The organism is Pseudomonas sp. EU05-FHT14B02 (genome assembly GCF_058791055.1).
Map to the genome: position 1 here is coordinate 131,621 of NZ_JBYTDD010000004.1, position 21,621 is coordinate 153,241.

23 protein-coding genes are annotated in these 21,621 nt (G+C 60.2%); 6 read left to right on the plus strand and 17 right to left on the minus strand.

All coding sequences use genetic code 11. The features are described from left to right. Positions 1 to 13 precede the first annotated feature (13 nt). Positions 14 to 1,336 carry a lytic murein transglycosylase gene (locus AC3WTM_RS05980; RefSeq protein ID WP_102670781.1) on the plus strand — a complete coding sequence of 441 codons (1,323 nt, stop codon included), beginning with the start codon at positions 14 to 16 and terminating at the stop codon, positions 1,334 to 1,336. A 117-nt stretch (positions 1,337 to 1,453) separates the two neighbouring features. On the opposite strand, the gene AC3WTM_RS05985 is transcribed toward AC3WTM_RS05980, so the two are convergent. From AC3WTM_RS05985 to AC3WTM_RS06045, 13 genes are all read right to left on the minus strand, one after another. After that, positions 1,454 to 2,404 (minus strand): S66 peptidase family protein, encoded by a 951-nt coding sequence (locus tag AC3WTM_RS05985; protein WP_102670780.1) that lies wholly within the window; start codon positions 2,402 to 2,404, stop codon positions 1,454 to 1,456. A gap of 173 nt (positions 2,405 to 2,577) precedes the next feature. Beyond that, positions 2,578 to 3,576: a lipoyl synthase gene (gene lipA / locus AC3WTM_RS05990; RefSeq protein ID WP_162130289.1), complete on the minus strand. Its 999-nt coding sequence runs from the start codon at positions 3,574 to 3,576 to the stop codon at positions 2,578 to 2,580. Between the two features lie 25 nt (positions 3,577 to 3,601). Continuing rightward, a complete protein-coding gene (gene lipB, locus AC3WTM_RS05995) occupies positions 3,602 to 4,249 on the minus strand; it encodes a lipoyl(octanoyl) transferase LipB (RefSeq protein WP_046041686.1) in 648 nt (215 codons plus the stop codon). Continuing rightward, the gene (locus AC3WTM_RS06000; protein WP_008052383.1) at positions 4,249 to 4,524 is read right to left on the minus strand and encodes a DUF493 domain-containing protein; all 276 of its coding nucleotides are present in this window, start codon (positions 4,522 to 4,524) and stop codon (positions 4,249 to 4,251) included. Before AC3WTM_RS06000 ends, lipB begins: the two co-directional genes overlap by 1 nt. Before the next feature lie 83 nt (positions 4,525 to 4,607). After that, a complete protein-coding gene (locus AC3WTM_RS06005) occupies positions 4,608 to 5,765 on the minus strand; it encodes a D-alanyl-D-alanine carboxypeptidase family protein (RefSeq protein ID WP_102670779.1) in 1,158 nt (385 codons plus the stop codon). A gap of 184 nt (positions 5,766 to 5,949) precedes the next feature. Next, entirely contained in the window at positions 5,950 to 6,960 is a 1,011-nt protein-coding gene (locus AC3WTM_RS06010) for a septal ring lytic transglycosylase RlpA family protein (protein WP_102670778.1), read from the minus strand. Beyond that, positions 6,960 to 7,970 carry a lytic murein transglycosylase B gene (gene mltB, locus AC3WTM_RS06015; RefSeq protein ID WP_102670777.1) on the minus strand — a complete coding sequence of 337 codons (1,011 nt, stop codon included), beginning with the start codon at positions 7,968 to 7,970 and terminating at the stop codon, positions 6,960 to 6,962. The genes AC3WTM_RS06010 and mltB overlap by 1 nt, the downstream gene beginning before the upstream one ends. A gap of 17 nt (positions 7,971 to 7,987) precedes the next feature. Further along, entirely contained in the window at positions 7,988 to 9,091 is a 1,104-nt protein-coding gene (gene rodA / locus AC3WTM_RS06020; protein ID WP_173677931.1) for a rod shape-determining protein RodA, read from the minus strand. Between the two features lie 31 nt (positions 9,092 to 9,122). Then, complete coding sequence (mrdA, locus tag AC3WTM_RS06025; protein ID WP_102670775.1) at positions 9,123 to 11,018, minus strand: penicillin-binding protein 2; 1,896 nt, start codon at positions 11,016 to 11,018, stop codon at positions 9,123 to 9,125. A gap of 10 nt (positions 11,019 to 11,028) precedes the next feature. Continuing rightward, positions 11,029 to 11,496 (minus strand): 23S rRNA (pseudouridine(1915)-N(3))-methyltransferase RlmH, encoded by a 468-nt coding sequence (gene rlmH / locus AC3WTM_RS06030; RefSeq protein WP_008052376.1) that lies wholly within the window; start codon positions 11,494 to 11,496, stop codon positions 11,029 to 11,031. 9 nt (positions 11,497 to 11,505) lie between these two features. Next, on the minus strand, positions 11,506 to 12,000 hold the full coding sequence (rsfS, locus tag AC3WTM_RS06035; protein ID WP_007975896.1) for a ribosome silencing factor: 495 nt from the start codon (positions 11,998 to 12,000) through the stop codon (positions 11,506 to 11,508). Positions 12,001 to 12,073: 73 nt separating this feature from the next. Then, on the minus strand, positions 12,074 to 12,763 hold the full coding sequence (nadD, locus tag AC3WTM_RS06040) for a nicotinate-nucleotide adenylyltransferase (RefSeq protein ID WP_007975898.1): 690 nt from the start codon (positions 12,761 to 12,763) through the stop codon (positions 12,074 to 12,076). A 1-nt stretch (position 12,764) separates the two neighbouring features. Further along, positions 12,765 to 14,036 (minus strand): glutamate-5-semialdehyde dehydrogenase, encoded by a 1,272-nt coding sequence (locus tag AC3WTM_RS06045; protein WP_102670774.1) that lies wholly within the window; start codon positions 14,034 to 14,036, stop codon positions 12,765 to 12,767. A 189-nt stretch (positions 14,037 to 14,225) separates the two neighbouring features. On the opposite strand from AC3WTM_RS06045, the gene AC3WTM_RS06050 reads away from it, so the two are divergent. Together AC3WTM_RS06050 and AC3WTM_RS06055 are read left to right on the plus strand one after the other, a co-directional pair. Next, positions 14,226 to 14,924, plus strand: coding sequence for a DNA-3-methyladenine glycosylase (locus tag AC3WTM_RS06050; protein ID WP_102670822.1), 699 nt, complete (start codon positions 14,226 to 14,228; stop codon positions 14,922 to 14,924). A 158-nt stretch (positions 14,925 to 15,082) separates the two neighbouring features. Then, complete coding sequence (locus tag AC3WTM_RS06055; protein ID WP_102670772.1) at positions 15,083 to 16,399, plus strand: bifunctional DedA family/phosphatase PAP2 family protein; 1,317 nt, start codon at positions 15,083 to 15,085, stop codon at positions 16,397 to 16,399. Positions 16,400 to 16,489: 90 nt separating this feature from the next. Here the strand turns inward: AC3WTM_RS06055 and AC3WTM_RS06060 are convergent, their stop codons facing one another. The 4 genes from AC3WTM_RS06060 to AC3WTM_RS06075 form a co-directional block, all read right to left on the minus strand. Further along, positions 16,490 to 16,651, minus strand: coding sequence for a hypothetical protein (locus AC3WTM_RS06060; RefSeq protein ID WP_158247450.1), 162 nt, complete (start codon positions 16,649 to 16,651; stop codon positions 16,490 to 16,492). Positions 16,652 to 16,769: 118 nt separating this feature from the next. Next, a complete protein-coding gene (locus AC3WTM_RS06065; protein ID WP_046041675.1) occupies positions 16,770 to 17,360 on the minus strand; it encodes an LON peptidase substrate-binding domain-containing protein in 591 nt (196 codons plus the stop codon). Between the two features lie 10 nt (positions 17,361 to 17,370). Continuing rightward, on the minus strand, positions 17,371 to 18,087 hold the full coding sequence (locus tag AC3WTM_RS06070) for an LrgB family protein (RefSeq protein ID WP_102670771.1): 717 nt from the start codon (positions 18,085 to 18,087) through the stop codon (positions 17,371 to 17,373). Continuing rightward, positions 18,084 to 18,446, minus strand: coding sequence for a CidA/LrgA family protein (locus tag AC3WTM_RS06075; RefSeq protein WP_102670770.1), 363 nt, complete (start codon positions 18,444 to 18,446; stop codon positions 18,084 to 18,086). The genes AC3WTM_RS06070 and AC3WTM_RS06075 overlap by 4 nt, the downstream gene beginning before the upstream one ends. A gap of 193 nt (positions 18,447 to 18,639) precedes the next feature. On the opposite strand from AC3WTM_RS06075, the gene AC3WTM_RS06080 reads away from it, so the two are divergent. From AC3WTM_RS06080 to AC3WTM_RS06090, 3 genes are all read left to right on the plus strand, one after another. Continuing rightward, positions 18,640 to 19,095, plus strand: coding sequence for a MaoC family dehydratase (locus AC3WTM_RS06080; RefSeq protein ID WP_102670769.1), 456 nt, complete (start codon positions 18,640 to 18,642; stop codon positions 19,093 to 19,095). Between the two features lie 115 nt (positions 19,096 to 19,210). Further along, positions 19,211 to 20,929, plus strand: a complete 1,719-nt coding sequence (locus AC3WTM_RS06085; RefSeq protein WP_102670768.1) for a C13 family peptidase — start codon at positions 19,211 to 19,213, stop codon at positions 20,927 to 20,929. Between the two features lie 27 nt (positions 20,930 to 20,956). Then, a complete protein-coding gene (locus tag AC3WTM_RS06090; RefSeq protein WP_102670767.1) occupies positions 20,957 to 21,598 on the plus strand; it encodes an oxidoreductase in 642 nt (213 codons plus the stop codon). Positions 21,599 to 21,621: the final 23 nt, after the last annotated feature.

The window sequence follows — 21,621 nt, forward strand, 5'->3', positions numbered from 1 at the left end:
CCTGGACCCGTGCATGCCCTTTTGTCTTCCCCATCGTTGGCACTTACGCCAATTGATCGCTGCCTCCAGCCTTGTTTTGCTAGTCGCCTGTGCGGAAAAACCGACCGCAGCCGATGCTCAGCCGCTTCAGACACCTCCTGTCGCTACCGCCCCGGCGGTTGTTCCGCCGGTGATTCCGACGGGTGAGAACCTCGATATCCAGCCTACCCAGACATTTGCCGAATGGCAGGCGGGTTTCCGCAAGGATGCCCTGGCCGCTGGTATCCGTGCCGATCTGTTTGATCGCGCTTTCGCCAATGTCAGCTTCGACCCCAGTGTGATTCGTGCCGATCGCAGCCAACCGGAATTCGCAAAACCGGTGTGGGAATACCTCGATGGCGCGTTGTCGCCGCTGCGGGTACGCAAAGGCCAGTCACTGATCGACCAGTACGCCAACATCCTGCAAGGCATCGAGCAGCGTTATGGCGTTGATCGTCAGGCGCTGGTGGCCGTGTGGGGCATGGAAAGCAATTTTGGCCAGTTCCAGGGCAGCAAGTCGGTGATCAACTCGCTGGCGACCCTGGCCTACGAAGGCCGCCGTCCCGGCTTCGCCCACGCACAATTGATCGCGGCCCTGCAAATCCTTCAACAAGGCGACATCGAACCCGAAAAAATGCTCGGTTCCTGGGCCGGCGCCATGGGCCAGACCCAATTCATCCCGACCACCTACAACACCCACGCGGTCGATTTCGACGGCGACGGCCGTCGCGATATCTGGAGCAGTTCGGCTGATGCCCTGGCCTCGACCGCGCATTACCTGCAAAGCTCCGGCTGGCAGAGAGGTCAGCCGTGGGGCTTTGAAGTCCAGCTGCCGAGCGGCTTCAACTACGTACTGGCCGATGGCACGATTCGCAAGAGTGTTGCCGAGTGGCGCCAACTGGGCGTTACGCTGCCCAATGGCGGCCAGGCCCCGGCAGGCTCGGAGCAACTGTCTGCGGCACTGCTATTGCCGGCTGGCTACCGCGGCCCCGCGTTCCTTGTGCTCGACAACTTTCGTGCGATTCTCAAGTACAACAATTCGTCGTCCTATGCCCTGGGGGTCAGCCTGTTGTCCGAACGCTTCAATGGCGCTGGCTTGATCAGCGGTACGTGGCCAAAGGATGACCTGCCTCTGAGCCGTACCGAGCGGATCGAACTGCAAACCCTGTTGAGCGCGCAAAATTATGACGCAGGCACCGCCGACGGGATCATCGGCGCCAACACCCGCAAGGCTATCCGCAGCGCCCAACAGTCGTTTGGCTGGCCGGCAGATGGGTATCCGACGCACAAGTTGCTCGAAGGACTGCGTAACCGCTAAAAGCATCGCGGGCAAGCCCGCTCCCACAGGTTCAGGGGCGTTCACATGATTTGTGCACGACGCGAACACTGTGGGAGCGGGCTTGCCCGCGAAGACTGACTGACAGGCGATAAAAATCTAGCGCCTGACCACCACATCCTGCTCCAGCACCAATTCCTTGTTTCCGGCATCCAACCTGACCAGCGCCCCCATGGGTAATGTCAGGTTCGGGTCGCAATGGCCGCTGCGCCACCCGGACAGCACCGGAATCTTCAATGGCTCGAAGATCTGCTTGAGCAACCTGTCCAGCGCCGCCACCTCAACCCCCGCCACATCCCCGACCAACACACCGCGCAGCTTGTGCAACGTGCCTGCCAGCCGCAGATGGGTGAGCAACCGGTCGATGCGATACAGCGGCTCGTTGATATCCTCGATCAACAGAATGACGCCCTCGGCGTCGATCTCGTAGGGCGTGCCCATGGTCGCGGCGATCATGGCCAGATTGCCACCGAGCAAGCGCCCGTGAGCCACGCCTGGCTCGATCGTGGTCAGCGGGTAGGCCACCGGATGCGCCAGCACTGTTCCGGCCCTCACCGCCCCTCGCAGCATGTTGAAGAACGAAGACTCGGTAGGTATTTGCTTCTCACCCAGCAGGTCGGCATTGAGCAACGGACCATGAAAGGTCACGAAGCCGGCATAACGACTGATCGCCAAATGCAGCGCAGTGATGTCGCTGTAGCCGACGAACGGCTTGGCGTTGTCACGCAGCAAATCAAAATCGATGCGATCAAGTAGCCGGGGCGTACCGTAACCACCGCGCAGGCAGATGATCGCATCCACCTCGCTGTCGGCGAATGCTGCATGCAGATCGTCGAGTCGCACCTCGTCACTACCGGCCAGGTAGCCGTTTTTTTTGTAGACCCCGGGAAACACTTTCAGTGAATAACCCCGGGCACGCATCCATTGCACCGCCTTGTCGGTGTCCAGTGGTGCGGGACCGGCGGGTGCGATAACGCCGATCATGCCTTCCGACGGCAGTGCCGGGACGGGAGCATGGGGGCAAAGGGTGAGGGTCGGTCGAGCGGTCATCCGTGAATCTCCCTGCGTGAAAACATCAGCACACAGTAGTCAGGAACGGGAACAAACAGAAGAGGAACCGTTGCCCCGCAGATTGCAGGAAAAGGCAGCCGTTGTCGTAGGCCAGGCAAAAAAACGCCCGCAAGGCTTTGAAACCTTGCAGGCGTTTTATGTTTCACAGTCGATCAGGACGACATCAGTTCGGCCTTGACCAGCTTCGCCTGCTCGTCGGCGTGGTACGAGGAGCGAACCAATGGACCGGAAGCGACGTTCTTGAAGCCCATCTTGTAACCTTCCTCGGCGAACCAGGCGAAGGTGTCCGGGTGCACGAAGCGCTGGACCGGCAAGTGGCTGCGGGAAGGTTGCAGGTACTGACCGAGGGTCAGCATGTCGATGTCGTGCTCGCGCATGCGCTTCATGACTTCGATGACTTCTTCGTCGGTCTCGCCCAGCCCCAGCATCAGGCCGGACTTGGTCGGAATGTGCGGCATCATCTGCTTGAAGCGTTGCAGCAGGGTCAGCGACCACTGGTAGTCCGAACCCGGACGTGCAGCCTTGTACAGGCGTGGCACGGTTTCCAGGTTGTGGTTGAACACATCCGGCGGCTCGGCGGCGGTGATTTCCAGCGCGATGTCCATGCGGCCACGGTAGTCCGGGACCAGGGTTTCGAGCTGCACGTTCGGCGACAGCTTGCGGATTTCGCGGATGCAGTCGGCAAAGTGCTGGGCACCGCCGTCACGCAGGTCGTCGCGATCCACCGAAGTGATCACCACGTACTTCAGGCGCAGGTCGGCGATGGCAATGGCCAGGCTTTCCGGCTCGTTGACGTCCAGCGGCTTCGGACGGCCGTGGCCGACGTCGCAGAACGGGCAGCGACGGGTGCAGATGTCACCCATGATCATGAAGGTCGCGGTGCCGCCGGAGAAGCACTCGCCCAGGTTCGGGCAGGAAGCTTCTTCGCACACGCTGTGCAACTTGTGTTTGCGCAACAGGGCCTTGATGCGATCGACTTCCGGCGAAACCGGGATGCGGACGCGAATCCAGTCCGGCTTCTTCGGCAGTTCGGTGGTCGGAATGATCTTCACCGGGATGCGTGCAACCTTTTCGGCGCCGCGCAGCTTGACGCCGGCTTCAACCTTGGGACGCGGGGCCGGGCGCTCGGTGACATCGAGCGTCGGGATCATGGTTTGCACTGCATCAGTAGTCATATCAGTCGATTCCGCCCGTCAGGGTCGTCTGCTCAGCATAGTCGAGGTGTTTGACGAGCTGCGCGCGCAGCCGGGCACTTACCTCGGCAAATTCAATCGATCCTGCGTGATCGCTCAGCTGGGTCATCGCCAGCCCGGCGTAGCCGCAGGGATTAATCCGTCGAAACGGTTCCAGGTTCATGTCCACGTTCAAGGCCAGGCCATGAAAGGAACAGCCGTGGCGGATCCGAAGACCCAGGGAGGCGATTTTCGCCCCGTCGACGTAGACACCCGGCGCATCGGGCTTGGCCACGGCGGTGACACCGTAACTGGCCAGCAGCTCGATCAGGCATTGCTCCATCCGGCTGACCAGATCGCGCACGCCAAACCCGAGCTTGCGCACGTCCAGCAGCAGATAAGCCACCAGTTGGCCAGGGCCGTGGTAGGTCACCTGACCACCACGGTCGACCTGCACCACCGGAATATCACCGGGAAGCAGCAGATGCTCGGCCTTGCCGGCCTGGCCCTGGGTGAACACCGCAGGGTGTTCCACCAGCCAGATCTCGTCGGCGGCATCGTTGCCGCGTTCGTTGGTGAAGCGTTGCATGGCATGCCAGACCGGCTCGTAAGCCATCTGGCCGAGCTCGCGAAAGCCCAGCACCCCGGACATCACAGCACCATGTGCACGAAACCGGTTGCCCGCAGTTCGCTGTTGATGTTGTACAGCTGATCCTGGTCGGTCGCGACGATGTGCAACTGTATGGTGGTGTATTTGCCGTTGCTGCTCTGGCGCTCATCAACACGCTCATCGTTGATCGTTGCATATTTGCGGACGATGTCGATGATTCTGTCCTTGTTACCCACGCCGGTGTCGCTGATCACCTTAACCGGGTAATCATTGGCAGGGAACTCGATCTTTGGCGCCTTTACTTCGGTATCGGTCATGGCGTAACGGCCTCGTAAGCGTAAGCCGTGGCGACGGCAAAGCCCCGCGCCGGATCAGCGCAGGGCCATGCAGGTGCACACTATCAGTTGAACAAGCCGTAGAAGAATAGACGGATGCTATCCCACATGCGGCGGAAGATACCACCCTCTTCGACGCCATCCAGAGCGATCAGATCGGCGCTGTGCACCACCTTGTCGTCCAGTTTGACTTCGACTTTACCGATCACGTCGCCCTTGGCGATTGGCGCGATCAGTTGCGGGTTCATGGTCATGCTGGCAGCGAGCTTCTTCAGCTGGCCTTTTGGCAAGGTCATGGTCAGGTCTTGCGCCAGGCCAGCCTTGACCTGGTTGGTGGAGCCTTTCCAGACCGGAGCCTGAGCCAGCTCGGTGCCCTTCTGATAGAAGGTCTGGGTTTCGAAGAAACGGAAACCGTAGGTCAGCAGCTTCTGGGTTTCGGCGGCACGGGCCACTTCGCTGTTGGTGCCGAAGACCACGGCGATCAGACGCATGCCATCACGTACGGCCGAAGACACCATGCAATAGCCGGCTTCGTCTGTGTGACCGGTTTTCAAGCCGTCAACGGTCTTGTCGCGCCACAGCAGCAGGTTGCGGTTCGGTTGCTTGATGCCGTTCCAGAAGAACTCTTTCTGCGAGTAGATCGCATAGTGAGCCGGGTCCTCGTGGATGATCGCGCGAGCCAGTACGGCCATGTCGTGAGCCGACGAGTAGTGCTCAGGGTTCGGCAGACCGGTCGGGTTCATGAAGTGGCTGTTGGTCATGCCCAGGTCGCCAACAGTTTTGTTCATCATGTCGGCGAACGCGTCTTCGCTGCCGGCGATGTGCTCGGCGAGTGCGACGCTGGCGTCGTTGCCCGACTGGATGATGATGCCGTGCAACAGGTCGCTGACAGTCACCTGCGAGCCGACCTTGATGAACATCCGCGAACCGCCGGTACGCCAGGCGTTTTCGCTGACGGTCACCGGATCGTTTTCACCGATCTGGCCACGACGGATTTCCAGAGTCGCGATGTACGCGGTCATCAGCTTGGTCAGGCTGGCCGGCGGCAGACGCTGGTCACCGTTGTTCTCGACCAGCACGTTGCCGCTGCTGGCATCCATGAGCACATAGGCCTTGGCGGCCAGTTGTGGTGGCGAAGGCATCATCTCGACCGCGAACGCGGCGGGTGAGAGAAGCAGCGGGACTAGCAGGAACAGGCGTTTGGCAAAGGTGGTGATGTTCATCCGTCTCTCGAAATCGCTAATGGAAACTTGCCCAAGGGCAAAACTAATCAAATGACTTTCTAACGAGTCATCGCGTGTTCAGTTGCTCACTCAGTCACCCTTGCCGGGCTTTTGTTCTTCAACGAGTCAACAACCTGGTTCGCCCCCCAATACCGCAGACGAACCGTCAATCAAGCTCTACGTATTACTCCGTGACCACACTCGGCGAGCCGAGATTGGCCAGGCGCACACTGTTCTGCACCTGCTGGATTTCACCCGGCGAACCGATTGGCCCCATGCGCACCCGATGCAGGGTCTGCTGATTGCGCACGATCGAGCTGATGAACACCGGAGCGTTCACCATCCCGCTGAGCTTCGATCTCAGGAGTTCTGCAGCGTCCGGGTTGGCGAACGCGCCCACCTGCAGATACTGGCCAGAGGCTGCTACAGAAGCGTTTTTTTTTGCATCGAGTTGCACGGGCACCACCGCGGCGGCGTGTTGCTGCGGCGGCGGCGTCCATTGCTCGACGGTGCCGGCCGAGGCCGTGATCACCGGGGCGCTATTCTGCGCGACTTTCGGTTCGTTGAGCATTAATGGTGCCGGACGGCCCTTGGCAGCCCACCATTGCTGCGGGTCGATGCCTTCGACCTTGACCCGCGCGGTGCCGGTTTCGGCGTAACCGAGTTTCTTGGCGGCAGCGTAGGACAAATCGATGATCCGGTCCGAATAGAACGGCCCACGGTCGTTGACTCGCAGGATCACGCTCTTGTTGTTGTCCAGGTTGGTCACCCGAACGTAACTTGGCAGTGGCAGAGTCTTGTGGGCAGCGCTCATGCCGTACAGGTCATAGACTTCGCCGTTGGCGGTGTTCTGGCCGTGGAACTTGGTGCCGTACCAGGACGCCGTGCCCGACTGCACGTAGGTCTTTGACTCCTGCAGCGGAAAGTAGGTTTTGCCCAGTACCGAGTAAGGAGCGGCCTTGTACGGGCCGGTGTGCAGGGTGGGCGTGGCGTCCGGGATACGCGAAACATCGACATCCCACCATGGCGCGCCATCCTTGTGGGCGCGGTTGATGTCCAGCCCCGGCGTCGTGCGCACAGCGGTGCTGCTGGTCTTCTGGGCCGGCGCACGGCTGGTCGAACAACTGGCGACCAGCATTGCCAACGCGGCGAATGCCATCAGCTTCAGGGGTTTATTGATAGGCAATGCCCGCATTACTTGACGCCCCGTGCTTGGACCAGCTGTTCAGACAGTTGATGTACGGCCATGGCGTACATCACGCTGCGGTTATATCGCGTGATCGCGTAAAAATTCTTCAGGCCCATCCAGTACTCGGTGCCATTGTCGCCTTCCAGGCGGAACGCAGTAACCGGCATATCATCGCGCAGCGCATCATGACTTGACCACCCCAGGGCTCGCAACTCCCCCACGGTTTTCGTCGGTTCGATACCTGTGGTCAAACCTTCGTCGACCTGGTCGCCACGGACATCGCCGCGGCTGACTACCGGTTCGCCGGCGACCCAGCCATGGTGCTTGAAGTAACTGGCAACACTGCCAATGGCATCATCCGGATTGGTCCAGATGTTGATATGGCCATCACCGTCGAAATCCACTGCATAAGCACGGAAACTGCTCGGCATGAACTGCGGCAATCCCATTGCGCCAGCGTAGGAGCCTTTGAGCGTCAACGGATCGACCTGCTCTTCGCGGGCAAGTAGCAGGAACTCACGCAACTCCTTGCGGAAAAACTCGGCACGGGGAGGATAGTCGAAACCCAGGGTCGACAAGGCATCGATCACCCTGAAATTTCCGGTATTACGGCCGAAAAAGGTTTCAACACCGATGATCGAGACAATCACCTGGGCCGGCACGCCGTATTCCTGTTCGGCACGAGCCAACACCGTTTCGTGCTGACGCCAGAAATCCACACCCCGGGCTATTCGCGCATCGGTGATGAACATCGGGCGATACTCGCTCCACTGCTTGACCCGTTCGGCAGGTTTGGAGATGGCGTCCAGAATCGACTGCTTGCGCTCGGCCTCACGGAACACACCCATCAATTGTTCACCGGCGAAACCGTAGTCGCGGGTCATTTCACCGACGAATTCGGCCACTTGGGGTGAGCCTTCGTAGTCGCCGGCCAACGCGTCCGGCATGGTGCCAAGGATGCTTACCAGGCTGACCCATGGCGCGTATCGAGTCGCCCAGCCACGCATTACTTGCATCGAAAATTTCACCTTATTCAAACCTGCGCGATCCACTTGCGATGGGTATGGATCGACATCAAAACCCCAAACGCTGACAGTAGCGTCACCAGCGAAGTTCCTCCGTAGCTAATGAACGGCAACGGCACCCCCACCACCGGCAACAGGCCACTGACCATACCGATGTTGACGAAAACATAAACAAAAAACGTCATGGTCAGGCTGCCCGCGAGCAACTTGCCGAACAATGTCTGCGCCTGGGCGGTAATCACCAGGCCGCGGCCGATCAACAGCAGGTAGATCAGCAACAGTGCGCAGATCCCCACCAGGCCGAACTCTTCACCCAATACGGCAATAATGAAGTCGGTATGGCTTTCCGGCAGGAAGTCCAGGTGCGACTGGGTGCCCAGCAACCAGCCCTTGCCGAACACACCACCAGAGCCGATGGCGGCCTTGGACTGGATGATGTTCCAGCCGGTGCCTAGCGGGTCACTTTCCGGGTCAAGGAACGTGAGGACGCGCTGCTTCTGGTAATCGTGCATAACGAAATACCACATGGCCACGGACACCGGCACGGCGGCAGCGAGCACACTGAGGATCCAGCGCCAGCGCAGCCCCCCCATGAACAGCACGAAGGCGCCCCCCGCCAGAATCAGCAATGAAGTGCCGAGGTCGGGCTGACGCACGATCAGGATGAATGGCAAGCCGATCAGGAACAGGCTCACCCCCACATGCTTGAGTTGCGGCGGCAAGGTGCGCTTGGACAGGTACCAGGCGATAGTCGCCGGCATCAGAATCTTCATGAACTCCGAAGGCTGGAAGCGGATCACCCCGGGAATGTTGATCCAGCGGGTAGCGCCCATGGCGTTGTGACCCATGATGTCGACGACTACCAGCAACAGCACGCCGATCACATAACCCACCGGGACCCAGCGGGCCATGAAGCGTGGCTCGAACTGGGCGATGACAATCATCGACACCAGACCGATGCCGAAAGAAGTGGCTTGTTTGGCCAGCAGATCCCAGCTTTTGCCACTGGCCGAATAGAGTACGAACAGGCTGCCGGCCGCCAGGGTCAGCAGCAGGATCAGCAACGGGCCGTCGATGTGCAGGCGTTGCAGCAGCGTCGCACGGCGACGCATCACATCCTCACTGGAGAGCATGCGATCGAAGTTATTCATCACGGGCGGTAGCCTCTGCACTGATAGGGCTGGCGTATTCGGGCTTCAACCGACCGTCCTGGTCCAGGAGCCAGGCATCCATGATTTGGCGCACCACTGGCGCGGCGACGCCGGAGCCGGACTCGCCGTTCTCGACCATCACCGACACCACGATTTTCGGGTCGTCGGCCGGCGCAAAACCGACGAACAGGGCGTGGTCGCGATGGCGCTCCTGAACCTTGGAACGGTCATACTTCTCACCCTGCTTGATCGCGACCACCTGGGCCGTACCCGACTTGCCGGCGATCCGGTATTGCGCGCCGATAGAGGCTTTGCGCGCCGTACCACGGGCACCATGCATAACCTGCTGCATGCCGTGGTTGACCTTGGCCCAGTCCGAGGGGTCACGCAGGATGATGTCCGGCATCGGATTCTCATCCACCGGCTTCACGCCCTCGATAGTCTTGGCCAGGTGTGGACGGTTCCAGACGCCTTTGTTGGCGACCAGAGCGGTGGCCTGGGCCAGTTGCAACGGGGTCGACTGCATATAGCCCTGGCCGATCCCCAGAATCAGCGTTTCACCCGGGAACCACGCCTGCCGGCGGGTCGCACGTTTCCATTCTCGGGACGGCATCAACCCCGGCGACTCTTCAAACATGTCCAGGGAGACTTTCTGGCCGATGCCGAATTTGGTCATGTATGCCGACAGCCGATCGATCCCCAGCTTGTGGGCCAGGTCATAGAAGTAGGTGTCGTTGGAACGCATGATCGCCGTATCGAGATCGACGAAACCGTCACCGGTGCGATTCCAGTTACGGTATTTGTGATCGTAGTTGGGCAGCATGTAGTAACCCGGGTCGAACACTCGCGACGACGCCGTCACCACGCCCGCGTCCAGACCGGCAATCGCCACCGCGGGCTTGATGGTCGAACCCGGCGGGTACAGGCCACGCAGCACGCGGTTGAACAGCGGCCGGTCGATGGAGTCGCGCAGCTCGGAATAGGCCTTGAAGCTGATGCCGGTGACGAACAGGTTCGGGTCGAAACTCGGTTGGCTGACCATCGCAAGCACTTCGCCGGTTTTCGGGTCCAGCGCTACTACCGCGCCACGACGACCACCGAGCGCAGCTTCGGCGGCTTCCTGCAATTTGATGTCCAGGCTCAGGACGATGTCCTTGCCGGGAATCGGATCGGTACGCTTGAGCACGCGCAGTACGCGGCCCCTGGCGTTGGTCTCGACTTCCTCGTAACCCACCTGGCCGTGCAATTCAGGCTCGTAGAAACGCTCGATGCCGGTTTTGCCGATGTGGTGGGTGCCGCTGTAATTGACCGGGTCCAGCGACTTGAGCTCTTTCTCGTTGATCCGCCCCATGTAGCCCACCGAGTGAGCAAAGTGCGCCCCCTGGGGATAGTGACGAACCAACTGCGCGACCACTTCCACGCCCGGCAGGCGGAACTGGTTAACGGCGATCCGGGCGATCTGCTCTTCGCTCAGCTCAAACAGGATCGGCACCGGCTCGAACGGCCGGCGCCCCTGACGCATGCGCTTCTCGAAGATCACCCGGTCCTCGGGCGTCAGTTCCAGCACTTCGACGATCACGTCGAGCACCTGCTGCCAGTCGCCGGAACGCTCGCGGGTCATGCTCAGGCTGAAACTCGGCCGGTTATCGGCAATCACCACGCCGTTGCGGTCGAAAATCAGCCCGCGAGTCGGCGGAATCGGCTGCACGTGGACGCGGTTGTTTTCCGACAGGGTCGAGTGGTACTCGTACTGGATCACCTGCAGGAAATACAGGCGCGCGATCAGCACCGCAATCAGCGCCACCACTGCAATGGCCCCGAACACGACGCGACCACGCACCAGACGGGCGTCTTTTTCGTGGTCCTTGATGCGGATCGGCTGGGACATGAGGGCAGAACTACTTGTGGTAAGGGTGACCGGACAGCACGGTCCAGGCACGGTACATCTGTTCGCCGATCAGGATCCGCACCAGCGGGTGCGGCAAGGTCAGCGGCGACAACGACCAGCGCTGGTCAGCCCGGGCACAGACTTCCGGCGCCAGCCCTTCGGGGCCACCGACCATGAAGTTGACAGTGCGCGAGTCCAGCCGCCAGCGATCGAGCTCGACCGCCAGTTGCTCGGTACTCCAGGGCTTGCCATGGACTTCGAGAGTGACAATCCGCTCGTTCGGCCCGACCTTGGCCAGCATGGCTTCGCCTTCCTGACGGATGAAACGGGCCACGTCGGCGTTCTTGCCACGGGTATTGAGCGGAATTTCCACCAGTTCCAGCGCCAGCTCGGACGGAAGACGCTTGGCATATTCATGCCAGCCTTCTTCCACCCACTTGGGCATGCGTGAACCGACGGCGATCAGTCGCAGTCGCACGGCGGTCCCTTATTCCTGGTCTTTGTTGAGCTTGTTGAAGTGCTCGTGACCAACTTCAGGGCTGTGGTGCTTGCCATCGGCCGCACGGCTCTGCTCGGCACCTTTCCACAGGCGCTCCAGGTCGTAGAACTGACGGGCGTTGGAGGTCATCATGTGAACGATCACGTCGTCCATGTCCAACAGCACCCAGTCGCTGTCGCCCTTGCCTTCTTCACCCAACGGCTTGATACCCAGGGCTTTGACGGCCTCGCGAACCTTGTCCAGCATCGCGCCGATCTGGCGGTTGGAGGTACCGGTGGCGATGATCATGTAGTCAGTGATGCTCTGCTTGTCGCGAACATCAATCACCAGCACATCCTGGGCCTTGACGTCTTCAAGGGCGGCTACGGCGATCTTGACCAGCTCGTCGCCTTTAGGCGGCTCGGCGGCGAGGACCTTTTCCGGCAGCGGGGCACTCTTGAATGTGCCTTTGCGTTTTACTTTGCTTTCGTTGTTGCTCGTCATATAAAACTCGTTTTGCTCGTTTGTTCGGGCGCTTCAATACACGTTGTTGCCACGTGCCTTGAGGCACTCCTATTCAGTTCGACGCACGGTAGAGTCCGTGCGCATCGATGTAGGCCAGGACCGCGTCGGGCACCAGGAAACGTACCGACTTACCGCTGGCCAGCAGTTGACGGATCTGGGTGGCGGATACCGCGAGCGGTGTCTGCCAGACGAATGCAATCTGTCCGCTCGGCCCTTTGAGGGCCAGCGGGTCGCTCACCGAGCGCGCTGCCAGCAGGTTGCGCAAGGCATCCGGCGGTTCGCTGTCGGCATCCGGGCGTTGCAACACCAGGATATGGCAATGCTGGAGCAACTCTTCCCAGCGGTGCCAAGTGGGCAGGCCGCAAAAAGCGTCCCAGCCCAAAAGCAGAAAAACCTGGTCGGATACGGCCAGTTCGGCGCGCATCAGTTCCAGGGTATCAATGGTGTAGGACGGTTTGTCCCGCTGCAATTCGCGGGCATCCACCACCAACGGCGCCACACCGGCCACCGCGCACTCGACCATCGCCAGACGGTCTTTTGCCGACACCTGCGGCTTGTCCCGATGGGGTGGCCTGGCACTGGGTGTCAGGCGCAACTCATCGAGCGCAAGTGTTTCGGCGACTTCCAGCGCACCGCGCAAATGGCCGATGTGCACCGGGTCGAACGTTCCGCCCAGCACACCAATGCGGCGAGGGGCTGGCTCGCTGACGGTGACCGGGGCTGACGGGTCGAAGTCGCCCAAGTCAGACCGGCTCCTGTCCGCGCAACTGCCCGTCGCCGACCACGATGTACTTCTCGCAGGTCAGTCCCTCGAGGCCCACCGGGCCGCGGGCGTGCAGCTTATCAGTAGAAATGCCGATCTCGGCACCCAATCCGTATTCGAAGCCATCTGCGAAGCATGTCGGGGTATTGATCATCACCGACGAGGAGTCGACTTCAGCCACGAAACGCCGGGTGTCGCCCTGGTGTTCGCTGACAATCGAATCGGTGTGATGGGAACCGTAATGATTGATGTGCTCGATGGCCTGTCCCAGTCCGTCGACCACACGGATCGACAAAATCGCCGCCAGGTACTCGGTGCTCCAGTCTTCTTCGGTAGCGGCCACGGCATCGATGATTGCCCGGGTACGCTCGCAACCGCGCAGCTCAACGCCTTTTTCGCGGAACTGTGCCGCCATCGCCGGCAGGAACTCCCTGGCGACGGTTTGATCGACCAGCAGCGTTTCCATGGCACCGCAGATGCCATAACGGTAAGTCTTGGCATTGAACGCGATGCGCTGTGCCTTGGCCAGATCGGCGTGTTCACTCACGTAAACGTGGCAGATGCCGTCCAGGTGCTTGATCACCGGGACACGGGCATCACGGCTGACGCGTTCGATCAGGCCACGACCGCCGCGCGGCACGATGACATCAACGTATTCAGGCATGGTGATCAGCGCGCCGACGGCAGCGCGATCGGTGGTTTCGACCACCTGCACCACCGCGGCCGGCAGATCGGCCTCGGCCAGGCCACGCTGAATGCAGGCGGCGATGGCACGATTGGAATGAATGGCCTCGGAACCGCCACGCAAGATGGTCGCGTTACCGGACTTCAGGCACAGACTGGCCGCATCGATGGTCACGTTCGGTCGCGACTCGTAGATGATTCCGATCACGCCCAGTGGCACGCGCATCTTGCCGACCTGAATTCCGGACGGACGGAAGCTCATGTCACGGATAGCGCCGACCGGGTCCGGCAGGGCTGCCACCTGACGCAGGCCGACGATCATGCCGTCGATACGCGCCGGGGTCAGAGCCAGGCGCTCAAGCAGGGCCGGCTCAAGACCATTGGCGCGACCGGCAGCCAAATCCTGTTCATTGGCCGCCGTCAGCTCGGCGCGGGCAGCGTCCAGCGCGTTGGCGGCGGCCTGCAGGGCGCGGTTTTTCTGCGCGGTACTGGCACGGCCGATCACGCGGGAAGCTTCGCGGGCAGCGCGACCCAGGCGGGTCATGTAGTCAAGAACGGACTCAGTCATGGTCTGGCGTGGTCTTTGATTAGGTCTTGGTAAAGAGTAAAGCGACAGATTATAGCTGTCGCGCCCACCGACTAACAGCGGTGACGGGCGGATGGTCGAAATGGAGGGCAAATTGCCGATGTTCAGCCGGGATTAAGCTGCAAATTGTTATCATCACGACTCATTCAGCCCTGACAAATGCCGGTCATCATGTCCAATCTGACTGTTCGAGCGTCCACCGCGAGCCTGCCCACGGGCCTCCCGGACGCGTTTTTCGACCGTGACGCGCAAGTTCTGGCCCGGGATTTACTGGGCAAAGTCATTCGCCATCGAGTGGGCGACCTGTGGCTCAGCGCCCGAATTATCGAGACCGAGGCCTACTACTGCGCGGAAAAGGGCAGCCACGCATCCCTCGGCTACACAGAAAAGCGTAAGGCTTTGTTTCTGGATGGCGGCCACATCTATATGTATTACGCTCGGGGCGGCGACTCACTGAACTTCAGTGCTCAAGGGCCGGGAAACGCGGTACTGATCAAATCCGCCTACCCGTGGGTCGATCAATTGAGCGGGCCGGCCAGCCTGGCGCAGATGCTACTGAACAATCCCGATTCCCAGGACCACCCTCGCCCGTCACAAAAACTCTGTGCCGGGCAAACCCTGCTCTGCAAGGCGCTGGGCCTGAAAGTGCCGGTATGGGACGCCAAACGCTTCGACCATGAAGTGCTGCTGGTAGAACACGTAGGGCAAACGCCCGCCCACATCATCCAGACCACGCGTCTGGGCATTCCCCACGGGCGCGATGAACACCTGATGTACCGCTTCGTCGATGCGACCTACGCGGCTTATTGCACGCGCAACCCGCTACGACGGGGACAGATCGAAGGTCGCGATTATTTTGTGCTGTCCTGAGACTGATCCGGTTTTTGAAACCGAAGGAATCCCCTGCAGGAGCGAGTCTGCTCGCGATGAGGTCAGCACAATCAACATCACTGTTGACTCAAAGTGCGCTATCGCGAGCAGGCTCGCGCCTACAAGTAGAAAATTGAACATTTGATGGAGTGGTTTTTATGGGCCCATGGCTCGATAGCGTGACCGGATGGTTGGCGGCCAACCCGCAATGGCTGGCGGCAGCGGTATTCATCGTGGCCTTTGTGGAATGCCTGGCGATTGCCGGACTGATCGTTCCCGGCACGGTGCTGCTGTTCGCCGTGGCGGTACTGGCAGGCAGTGGCGCGCTGACACTCGGTGAGACGCTCTTGCTGGGTTTCATCGCCGGGGTGCTGGGCGACGTCATTTCGTATTTTCTGGGACGGCACTTCCATCAGAACATCCGGCGCCTGCCGGGCTTGCGCCATCATCCGGAATGGATCGCCGGAGCCGAGTCATACTTCCAGCGCTACGGCATCGCCAGCCTGCTGGTTGGGCGCTTTATCGGCCCCTTGCGGCCAATGCTGCCGATGGTGGCCGGAATGTGCGACATGCCTTTCCCGCGTTTCTTCGCTGTCAGCCTGTTGGCTGGCGCGGGTTGGTCGTTGGCTTATCTGATGCCTGGCTGGGCCACGGGCGCGGCAATCCGCTTGCCATTGCCCGAAGGCTTCTGGCTCCAGGCCGGGGTTGTTGTCGGCAGCATTGCTGTGATGGTCGGTTTGAGCGCAACCAGTAGCCTGCGCCGGCATCGCAATGCCACGATGTTCATCACCGGCATGAGTTTTCTGATTCTGGCAGGGTTGTTTATCGGCTATTCGCATCTGAGCGCGTTCGATCAGGGCGTGATGACACTGGTGCAAGAGCATCGCAATTCGATGCTCGATGAAGTAGCCGTAGTCTTCACACTGATCGGCGAATTCCGCAACATGCTGGCGTTCAGTGCTTTGTTCGTAGTGCTACTGGTGATCGCCAGGCAATGGCCGCAAGCGATCTTCGCCTCCAGCACCTTGCTCTGCACGGCACTGGCCAACACCGCGACCAAACACTTCTTCGCTCGCGTACGTCCGGAAGTCCTGAGCGATCCACTGACCAGTTACAGCATGCCAAGTGGTCACGCTTCGGGTTCTTTCGCGCTGTTTCTAACCCTCGCCGTACTTGCCGGGCGTGGACAACCGCCACGGATGCGATTGACCTGGTTACTACTGGGTTGCATACCAGCCTTGGCGATTGCCCTCTCCAGGGTTTACCTAGGCGCGCATTGGCCGACGGATGTATTGGCTGGTGCAATGCTGGCAGCCTGCGTCTGCGCAGCCAGCCTCTGGCTGAGTCAACGTCAGGCACCACTGAACGCAATGCCGACCAAGGTCTGGTGGCTCCTGCTACCGGCGTTGGTGGCCCTGTTCGGCTTCTTCGTATTGCGGCATTTGCCCCATACGATGTTGCGGTATGCCTACTAAAAAGAGTGCAGTTTTATCTCGGCCTCTCATAAAAAAAGAACCCCGCGAAATATGACGGGGTTCTTTTTGAACGCGTTCAACTATTTGCAATCAGGCACGTTGACGTTTACGCATTTCCAGAATCAGTGCATCAGCGAGCCGGCCTGCTGCGATTGCAGTATCTTCGAAAGATTGACCCAGACTTGCATGCTTGAGCAGGTAACCTACAGCGGCCGCTTCCCATGCTGCGCGCTCATTGGAGAAAATAGTCATCACTGAAATCCTTTTGATATTTTGGAATAACCCGCTTCATGCGGGCAATCCCAAACTAATCAAAACACCGCCCCCCCAGCAATGCTGGCAATCGTGTGCAATGTTTGCCAAATGCTGCTCAGGCAAACAACTCCCCCTGCAACTCATCCAACAACGCCTGAATCGCATCCAGTCGTTGCTGCGGATCATCAAGTTGCAGCAGATCGATCTTGTCCAGTTCCGCGAAAGGCAACAGGTACGCCAATTGATTGGCCAGTGATTGTTGCCCGGTCGCCTCAGTGCCCATGTTCAACGCTTCGACCATCGGGTGTTCCGCCAGGGCCTTGAGCAATGCAACCAGATCCGCGTCCTCATCCTGCAACGGCTGCTCGGGTTCGTCTTCCAGCCACTCGACCTCGGCGACGGTCAACTGATCGCGCTGGACTTCCGTTCGTAATACATGGAAACGCCGTCCGCCCTGAACCCGAATCCCCAGCAGGCCGTTGTCCTGTTGCTTGAAATCGGTGATCAGCGCCTCACACCCGACCAAGGCGTAACCAGCCGGGGCGATCCCGACTTCCTCACCTTCGAGGATGCACACCACGCCGAACCCGCCGCCCTGCTTCATGCAGCGGCCGATCATGTCCAGATAGCGCGCCTCGAAGATCTGCAAGTCGAGGATGCAGCCTGGAAACAGCACTGTATTGAGCGGAAAAAGCGGCAGACTCATAGACATTTCCTTACACCACCATCGACACCGCCAGCGGCAGGAGCACCGCCGTGGCCACGCCCATCAAACTCATCGCCAGCGCCGCGAAGGCACCACACTCTTCACTTTCCTGCATCGCCACTGCCGTGCCGACCGCATGGGCCGTCATGCCCAGTGCCATGCCCCTGGCTTCCGGGCTATGCACGCCCAGCCGGGTCAACAACGCCGGGCCGAAGATTGCACCGATCACACCCGTAATCAAGACGAACACCGCTGCCAGCGCTGCGACACCACCGATCTGCTCGGCCACCAACATAGCGATAGGCGAAGTCACCGATTTCGGCGCCATGGTCATCAGGATCATATGCTCGGCACCGAACGACCAGCCCAGTAACACGCCCATCCCCGTGGCCACCACCCCACCTATCACCAGCGTAGTAAATATCGGCCAGAACAACTGCCGAATCCGTCGCAGGTTGAGATAAAGCGGCACCGCCAGCGCGACAGTGGCCGGGCCGAGCAGGATGCTGAGAATCTCGGTGCTCTTTCGGTACTCGGCATAGGTCAGGCCGCAGCCCACCAGCACGCCGATCACCAACAACATGGAGACCAACACCGGCTGCAAAAAGATCCAGCGGGTTTTCTCGAATGCCGCCAGGACGAGTTGATAGGCGCCAAGAGTAATGCCGATACCAAACAGGGGATGGTGAATCACCGACGCCCAGGCGCCGTGCCAGTCGAAGATCATTGGCTGTCCTCGGAGTGAGCGTGCCCCTTGACCATACGCTGCATCAGCACCCCGGCGAAGGCCATGGAAAGCAGCAGCGACAATACCAGCGCACCGACAATGGCCCAGAAATCCGCCGCGATGTCAGTGGCGTAGACCATCACGCCCACTGCCGGCGGCACCAGCAACAGCGGCAGGTAACGCAACAGGCTACTGGCCGCCAGGTTCAGCGGCTCGCCGACCTGCCCGCGACAGATGAGGTACACCAGCAACAGCAGCAACCCCACAATCGGCCCCGGCAGCACCGGCAAGAACAAATGATTGAGCGCAGTGCCGAGCAATTGGAACAGCACCAGCCACGTCAGGCCCCGTAACAGCATCAAAGTACTCCCGCAAAATCCGTCACCCGCATTGGCCGGGCATTATAAGCATGCTCGCGCTATAGACCGGCATTCGCCAAAAGCATTGTCAGTTGACCGCTGCGTTCGGCCATGTTGATCTAAAGTAGTAAGCCGGGAGGTCAGATCCCCGCAAGCCAAAACTATAAAACCGATGAACCCAAGGAGAGTCTCAATGCCCTATGTTCCAGTTGCGGAGCTCAAAGATTATGTCGGTAAGGAACTTGGACGTTCCGAATGGCTCACGATCGATCAGGACCGCATCAACCTGTTCGCCGAAGCCACGGGGGATTTTCAGTTCATCCACGTCGACCCGATCAAGGCCGCACAAACGCCATTTGGCAGTACCATCGCTCACGGCTTCCTGTCGTTGTCGCTGATCCCGAAATTGATGGAAGACATCCTCGTTATGCCCGAAGGCTTGAAGATGGTGGTCAACTACGGACTCGACAGCGTGCGCTTCATCCAGCCGGTCAAAGTCAATTCGAAAGTACGCCTGAAAGTCGACCTGACCGAAGTCATAGAGAAGAAACCCGGCCAATGGCTGCTCAAGGCCACCACCACCCTGGAAATCGAAGGCTCGGACAAACCGGCGTACATCGCCGAACCCCTGTCTCTGTGCTTCGTATAAACCTTGCCGGATGCGAAGCAGCTCATGCTGTTTCGCGCCCTCACGCGGTACCTCACCCTATATTAAGGACACATAGCTGCGGCATACTCCCTCGCCTAATTGCCCGGAATCCGCTATGCGCCCACTTGCACTCCTTGCCTTGACCTTGATGCTCACCGCTTGCGGCGACGGCGAATCACCATTTCCTCCTGACGCCCGCCTGCCGGACGGCGGACGCTATCGTGGTGACCTGGTCAATGGCTTGCTGCAAGGCAAGGGGCGTATCGACTACCCGAACGGCAGCTGGTACGCCGGCGAATTCGACAAGGGCCAGTGGCAGGGCCAGGGCGAATGGCATGGCAGCAATGGCGAAGTCTATCGCGGTCAGTTCAATCAGGGACTGTTCGACGGCCAGGGAACATTGACCACCAACGCCAGCAGCTACAGTGGCGGCTTCAAGGCCGGCCGGCGCAACGGCGAAGGTACCCTCAAAGAAAACGGCATGATCTATCGTGGAGAGTTCAAGGCCGATCAATACGCAGGCCTGGGTCGCCTCGAACTCGAAGACGGCAGCTCCTATCAAGGCCAATTCGCCCACGGCAAGCCCAATGGCGAAGGCCAGCGCGGCGACGGCAACGGCAATCAGTTCACCGGGCACTTCGTCGACGGCCAGCTGGAAGGCAACGGGACTTTCAACAGCGCCGACGGCGACATCTATGTCGGCAGCTTCAAGAACAATCAACTGCACGGCAAGGGCCGCTACGAAAACGCCGACGGCGATGTCTGGCTGGGACAGTTCAAGGAAGGCTCGCTGAACGGCAAGGGCGAGTTGATCGGCACTGACGGTAGCCACTACATCGGCCAGTTCAATGACTGGCGTTTTTCCGGCCAGGGCCGCCTGAACCTGTCCGACGGCAGCTTTTACACTGGCCAGTTCGACAACGACAGTTACCAAGGGCGCGGCACATTGGTGCTGACCGATGGCACCGTGCTCAGCGGCACATGGATCAACGGCCAGCGCGTACGCGACGCCGAGGGCAAATTATTGCCCGACACCCTGGAGCTCGGCCTGCTTGCCCAGGGCCGCCTGCTCGACGCAGCGCTGGCCAACGTTCCACACTCGACGCCGGCGGTGGAGCTGTATTCGTTGACCCTGGGGGGGGATGGCAAGCAAAGCGTGTTTCTGCGCGAATCCGACTACGTCGCCAACATGCTCACCACCCGTTTTGGCACCCTTGGCCAGATCCGTCTGGTGAACCATCGTGACCACCTCGCCGACCGTCCGATGGCTACCCGGGAAAACCTGCGCCGGGCGGCCCTGACGCTGGCCGAGCGCAGCGGTCCCGAAGACCTGATTTTCATCTACCTGACCAGCCACGGCACCAATGAACACGAACTGGTGCTTGACCAGCCACGCATGGAATTGGCCGATCTGCCAGCTGACGAATTGGCCGCTGTTCTCGCCCCCCTGAAAAACCGCGACAAGATCATCGTGATTTCGTCCTGCTACTCCGGCGGTTTCATTCCCGCCCTCAAGGATGAACGGACCCTGATCATGACGGCCTCGCGGGCCGACCGAGTGTCCTTCGGTTGCTCAGAGGAAGCCAACTTCACTTATTTCGGAAATGCCCTGTTCGCCCAGGCCCTGAACCAGACCGATGACCTGGAGCAAGCCTTCAAACTGACCAAGGCCACTGTCGCCGAACGTGAACTGACGGACGGTTTCGAAGCGTCCGAACCACAGATCTGGGCACCGAAAACCGTCCTCTCGCATTGGCAACTCCTGCGCAAACAGCAGGCACGAAAAGCGCTGCAAAGTTCGTCCGTCGAAAGCAAGGATGCAAACAGCAACTAAGCTGAATAGTATCAAGGGAGAAACACTATGTACTTGACGCCTCAGCACGTATTGCTTGCCGGAGCCACCGGCCTGACCGGTGAACATCTGCTTGATCGCCTGCTTAACGAGCCGACGATTACACGGGTATTGGCCCCCTCACGCAGGCCATTGGCCGAGCACCCGCACCTTGAAAACCCCGTCGGCGACCCGGCGGAGTTTCTGCCGCAGTTGAACGGCCGTGTCGACATCGCCTACTGCTGCCTGGGCACCACTATCAAACAGGCAGGCTCGGAACAGGCGTTCCGCGCGGTGGACCTGGACATGGTCGTGGCCTTTGCCAAACGCGCACGGGAGATGGGCGCACGGCACCTGATAGTGATCAGTGCCCTGGGAGCCGATCGCAGATCCTCGATTCTCTACAACCGGGTCAAAGGCGAGATGGAGTACGCACTGCGCGCGCAGAACTGGCCGCAGCTGACCATCTGCCGCCCTTCGCTGTTGCTGGGTGATCGCACCGAGCCGCGACTGGGCGAGAAAGTCGCCGGCCCGTTGTCTCGGCTGATACCTGGCAAATACCATGGTATCGAAGCCTGCCAACTCGCTCGCGCGATGTGGCGCCTGGCTCTGGAAGAGCAGGACGGGGTCAGGATTGTCGAGTCGGATGAGCTGAGGAAGTTGGGCAAGTAAACCGCGAACCTGTGGCGAGGGAG

Bases quoted from the DNA above. Each gene is read 5' to 3' on its own strand.
- AC3WTM_RS05980 (WP_102670781.1), top strand. From the start codon at position 14: ATGCCCTTTTGTCTTCCCCATCGTTGGCACTTACGCCAATTGATCGCT.
- AC3WTM_RS05985 (WP_102670780.1), bottom strand. From the start codon at position 2,404: ATGACCGCTCGACCGACCCTCACCCTTTGCCCCCATGCTCCCGTCCCG.
- lipA (WP_162130289.1), bottom strand. From the start codon at position 3,576: ATGATCCCGACGCTCGATGTCACCGAGCGCCCGGCCCCGCGTCCCAAG.
- lipB (WP_046041686.1), bottom strand. From the start codon at position 4,249: ATGTCCGGGGTGCTGGGCTTTCGCGAGCTCGGCCAGATGGCTTACGAG.
- AC3WTM_RS06000 (WP_008052383.1), bottom strand. From the start codon at position 4,524: ATGACCGATACCGAAGTAAAGGCGCCAAAGATCGAGTTCCCTGCCAAT.
- AC3WTM_RS06005 (WP_102670779.1), bottom strand. From the start codon at position 5,765: ATGAACATCACCACCTTTGCCAAACGCCTGTTCCTGCTAGTCCCGCTG.
- AC3WTM_RS06010 (WP_102670778.1), bottom strand. From the start codon at position 6,960: ATGCGGGCATTGCCTATCAATAAACCCCTGAAGCTGATGGCATTCGCC.
- mltB (WP_102670777.1), bottom strand. From the start codon at position 7,970: ATGCAAGTAATGCGTGGCTGGGCGACTCGATACGCGCCATGGGTCAGC.
- rodA (WP_173677931.1), bottom strand. From the start codon at position 9,091: ATGCGTCGCCGTGCGACGCTGCTGCAACGCCTGCACATCGACGGCCCG.
- mrdA (WP_102670775.1), bottom strand. From the start codon at position 11,018: ATGTCCCAGCCGATCCGCATCAAGGACCACGAAAAAGACGCCCGTCTG.
- rsfS (WP_007975896.1), bottom strand. From the start codon at position 12,000: ATGACGAGCAACAACGAAAGCAAAGTAAAACGCAAAGGCACATTCAAG.
- AC3WTM_RS06045 (WP_102670774.1), bottom strand. From the start codon at position 14,036: ATGACTGAGTCCGTTCTTGACTACATGACCCGCCTGGGTCGCGCTGCC.
- AC3WTM_RS06050 (WP_102670822.1), top strand. From the start codon at position 14,226: ATGTCCAATCTGACTGTTCGAGCGTCCACCGCGAGCCTGCCCACGGGC.
- AC3WTM_RS06055 (WP_102670772.1), top strand. From the start codon at position 15,083: ATGGGCCCATGGCTCGATAGCGTGACCGGATGGTTGGCGGCCAACCCG.
- AC3WTM_RS06060 (WP_158247450.1), bottom strand. From the start codon at position 16,651: ATGACTATTTTCTCCAATGAGCGCGCAGCATGGGAAGCGGCCGCTGTA.
- AC3WTM_RS06065 (WP_046041675.1), bottom strand. From the start codon at position 17,360: ATGAGTCTGCCGCTTTTTCCGCTCAATACAGTGCTGTTTCCAGGCTGC.
- AC3WTM_RS06070 (WP_102670771.1), bottom strand. From the start codon at position 18,087: ATGATCTTCGACTGGCACGGCGCCTGGGCGTCGGTGATTCACCATCCC.
- AC3WTM_RS06075 (WP_102670770.1), bottom strand. From the start codon at position 18,446: ATGCTGTTACGGGGCCTGACGTGGCTGGTGCTGTTCCAATTGCTCGGC.
- AC3WTM_RS06080 (WP_102670769.1), top strand. From the start codon at position 18,640: ATGCCCTATGTTCCAGTTGCGGAGCTCAAAGATTATGTCGGTAAGGAA.
- AC3WTM_RS06085 (WP_102670768.1), top strand. From the start codon at position 19,211: ATGCGCCCACTTGCACTCCTTGCCTTGACCTTGATGCTCACCGCTTGC.
- AC3WTM_RS06090 (WP_102670767.1), top strand. From the start codon at position 20,957: ATGTACTTGACGCCTCAGCACGTATTGCTTGCCGGAGCCACCGGCCTG.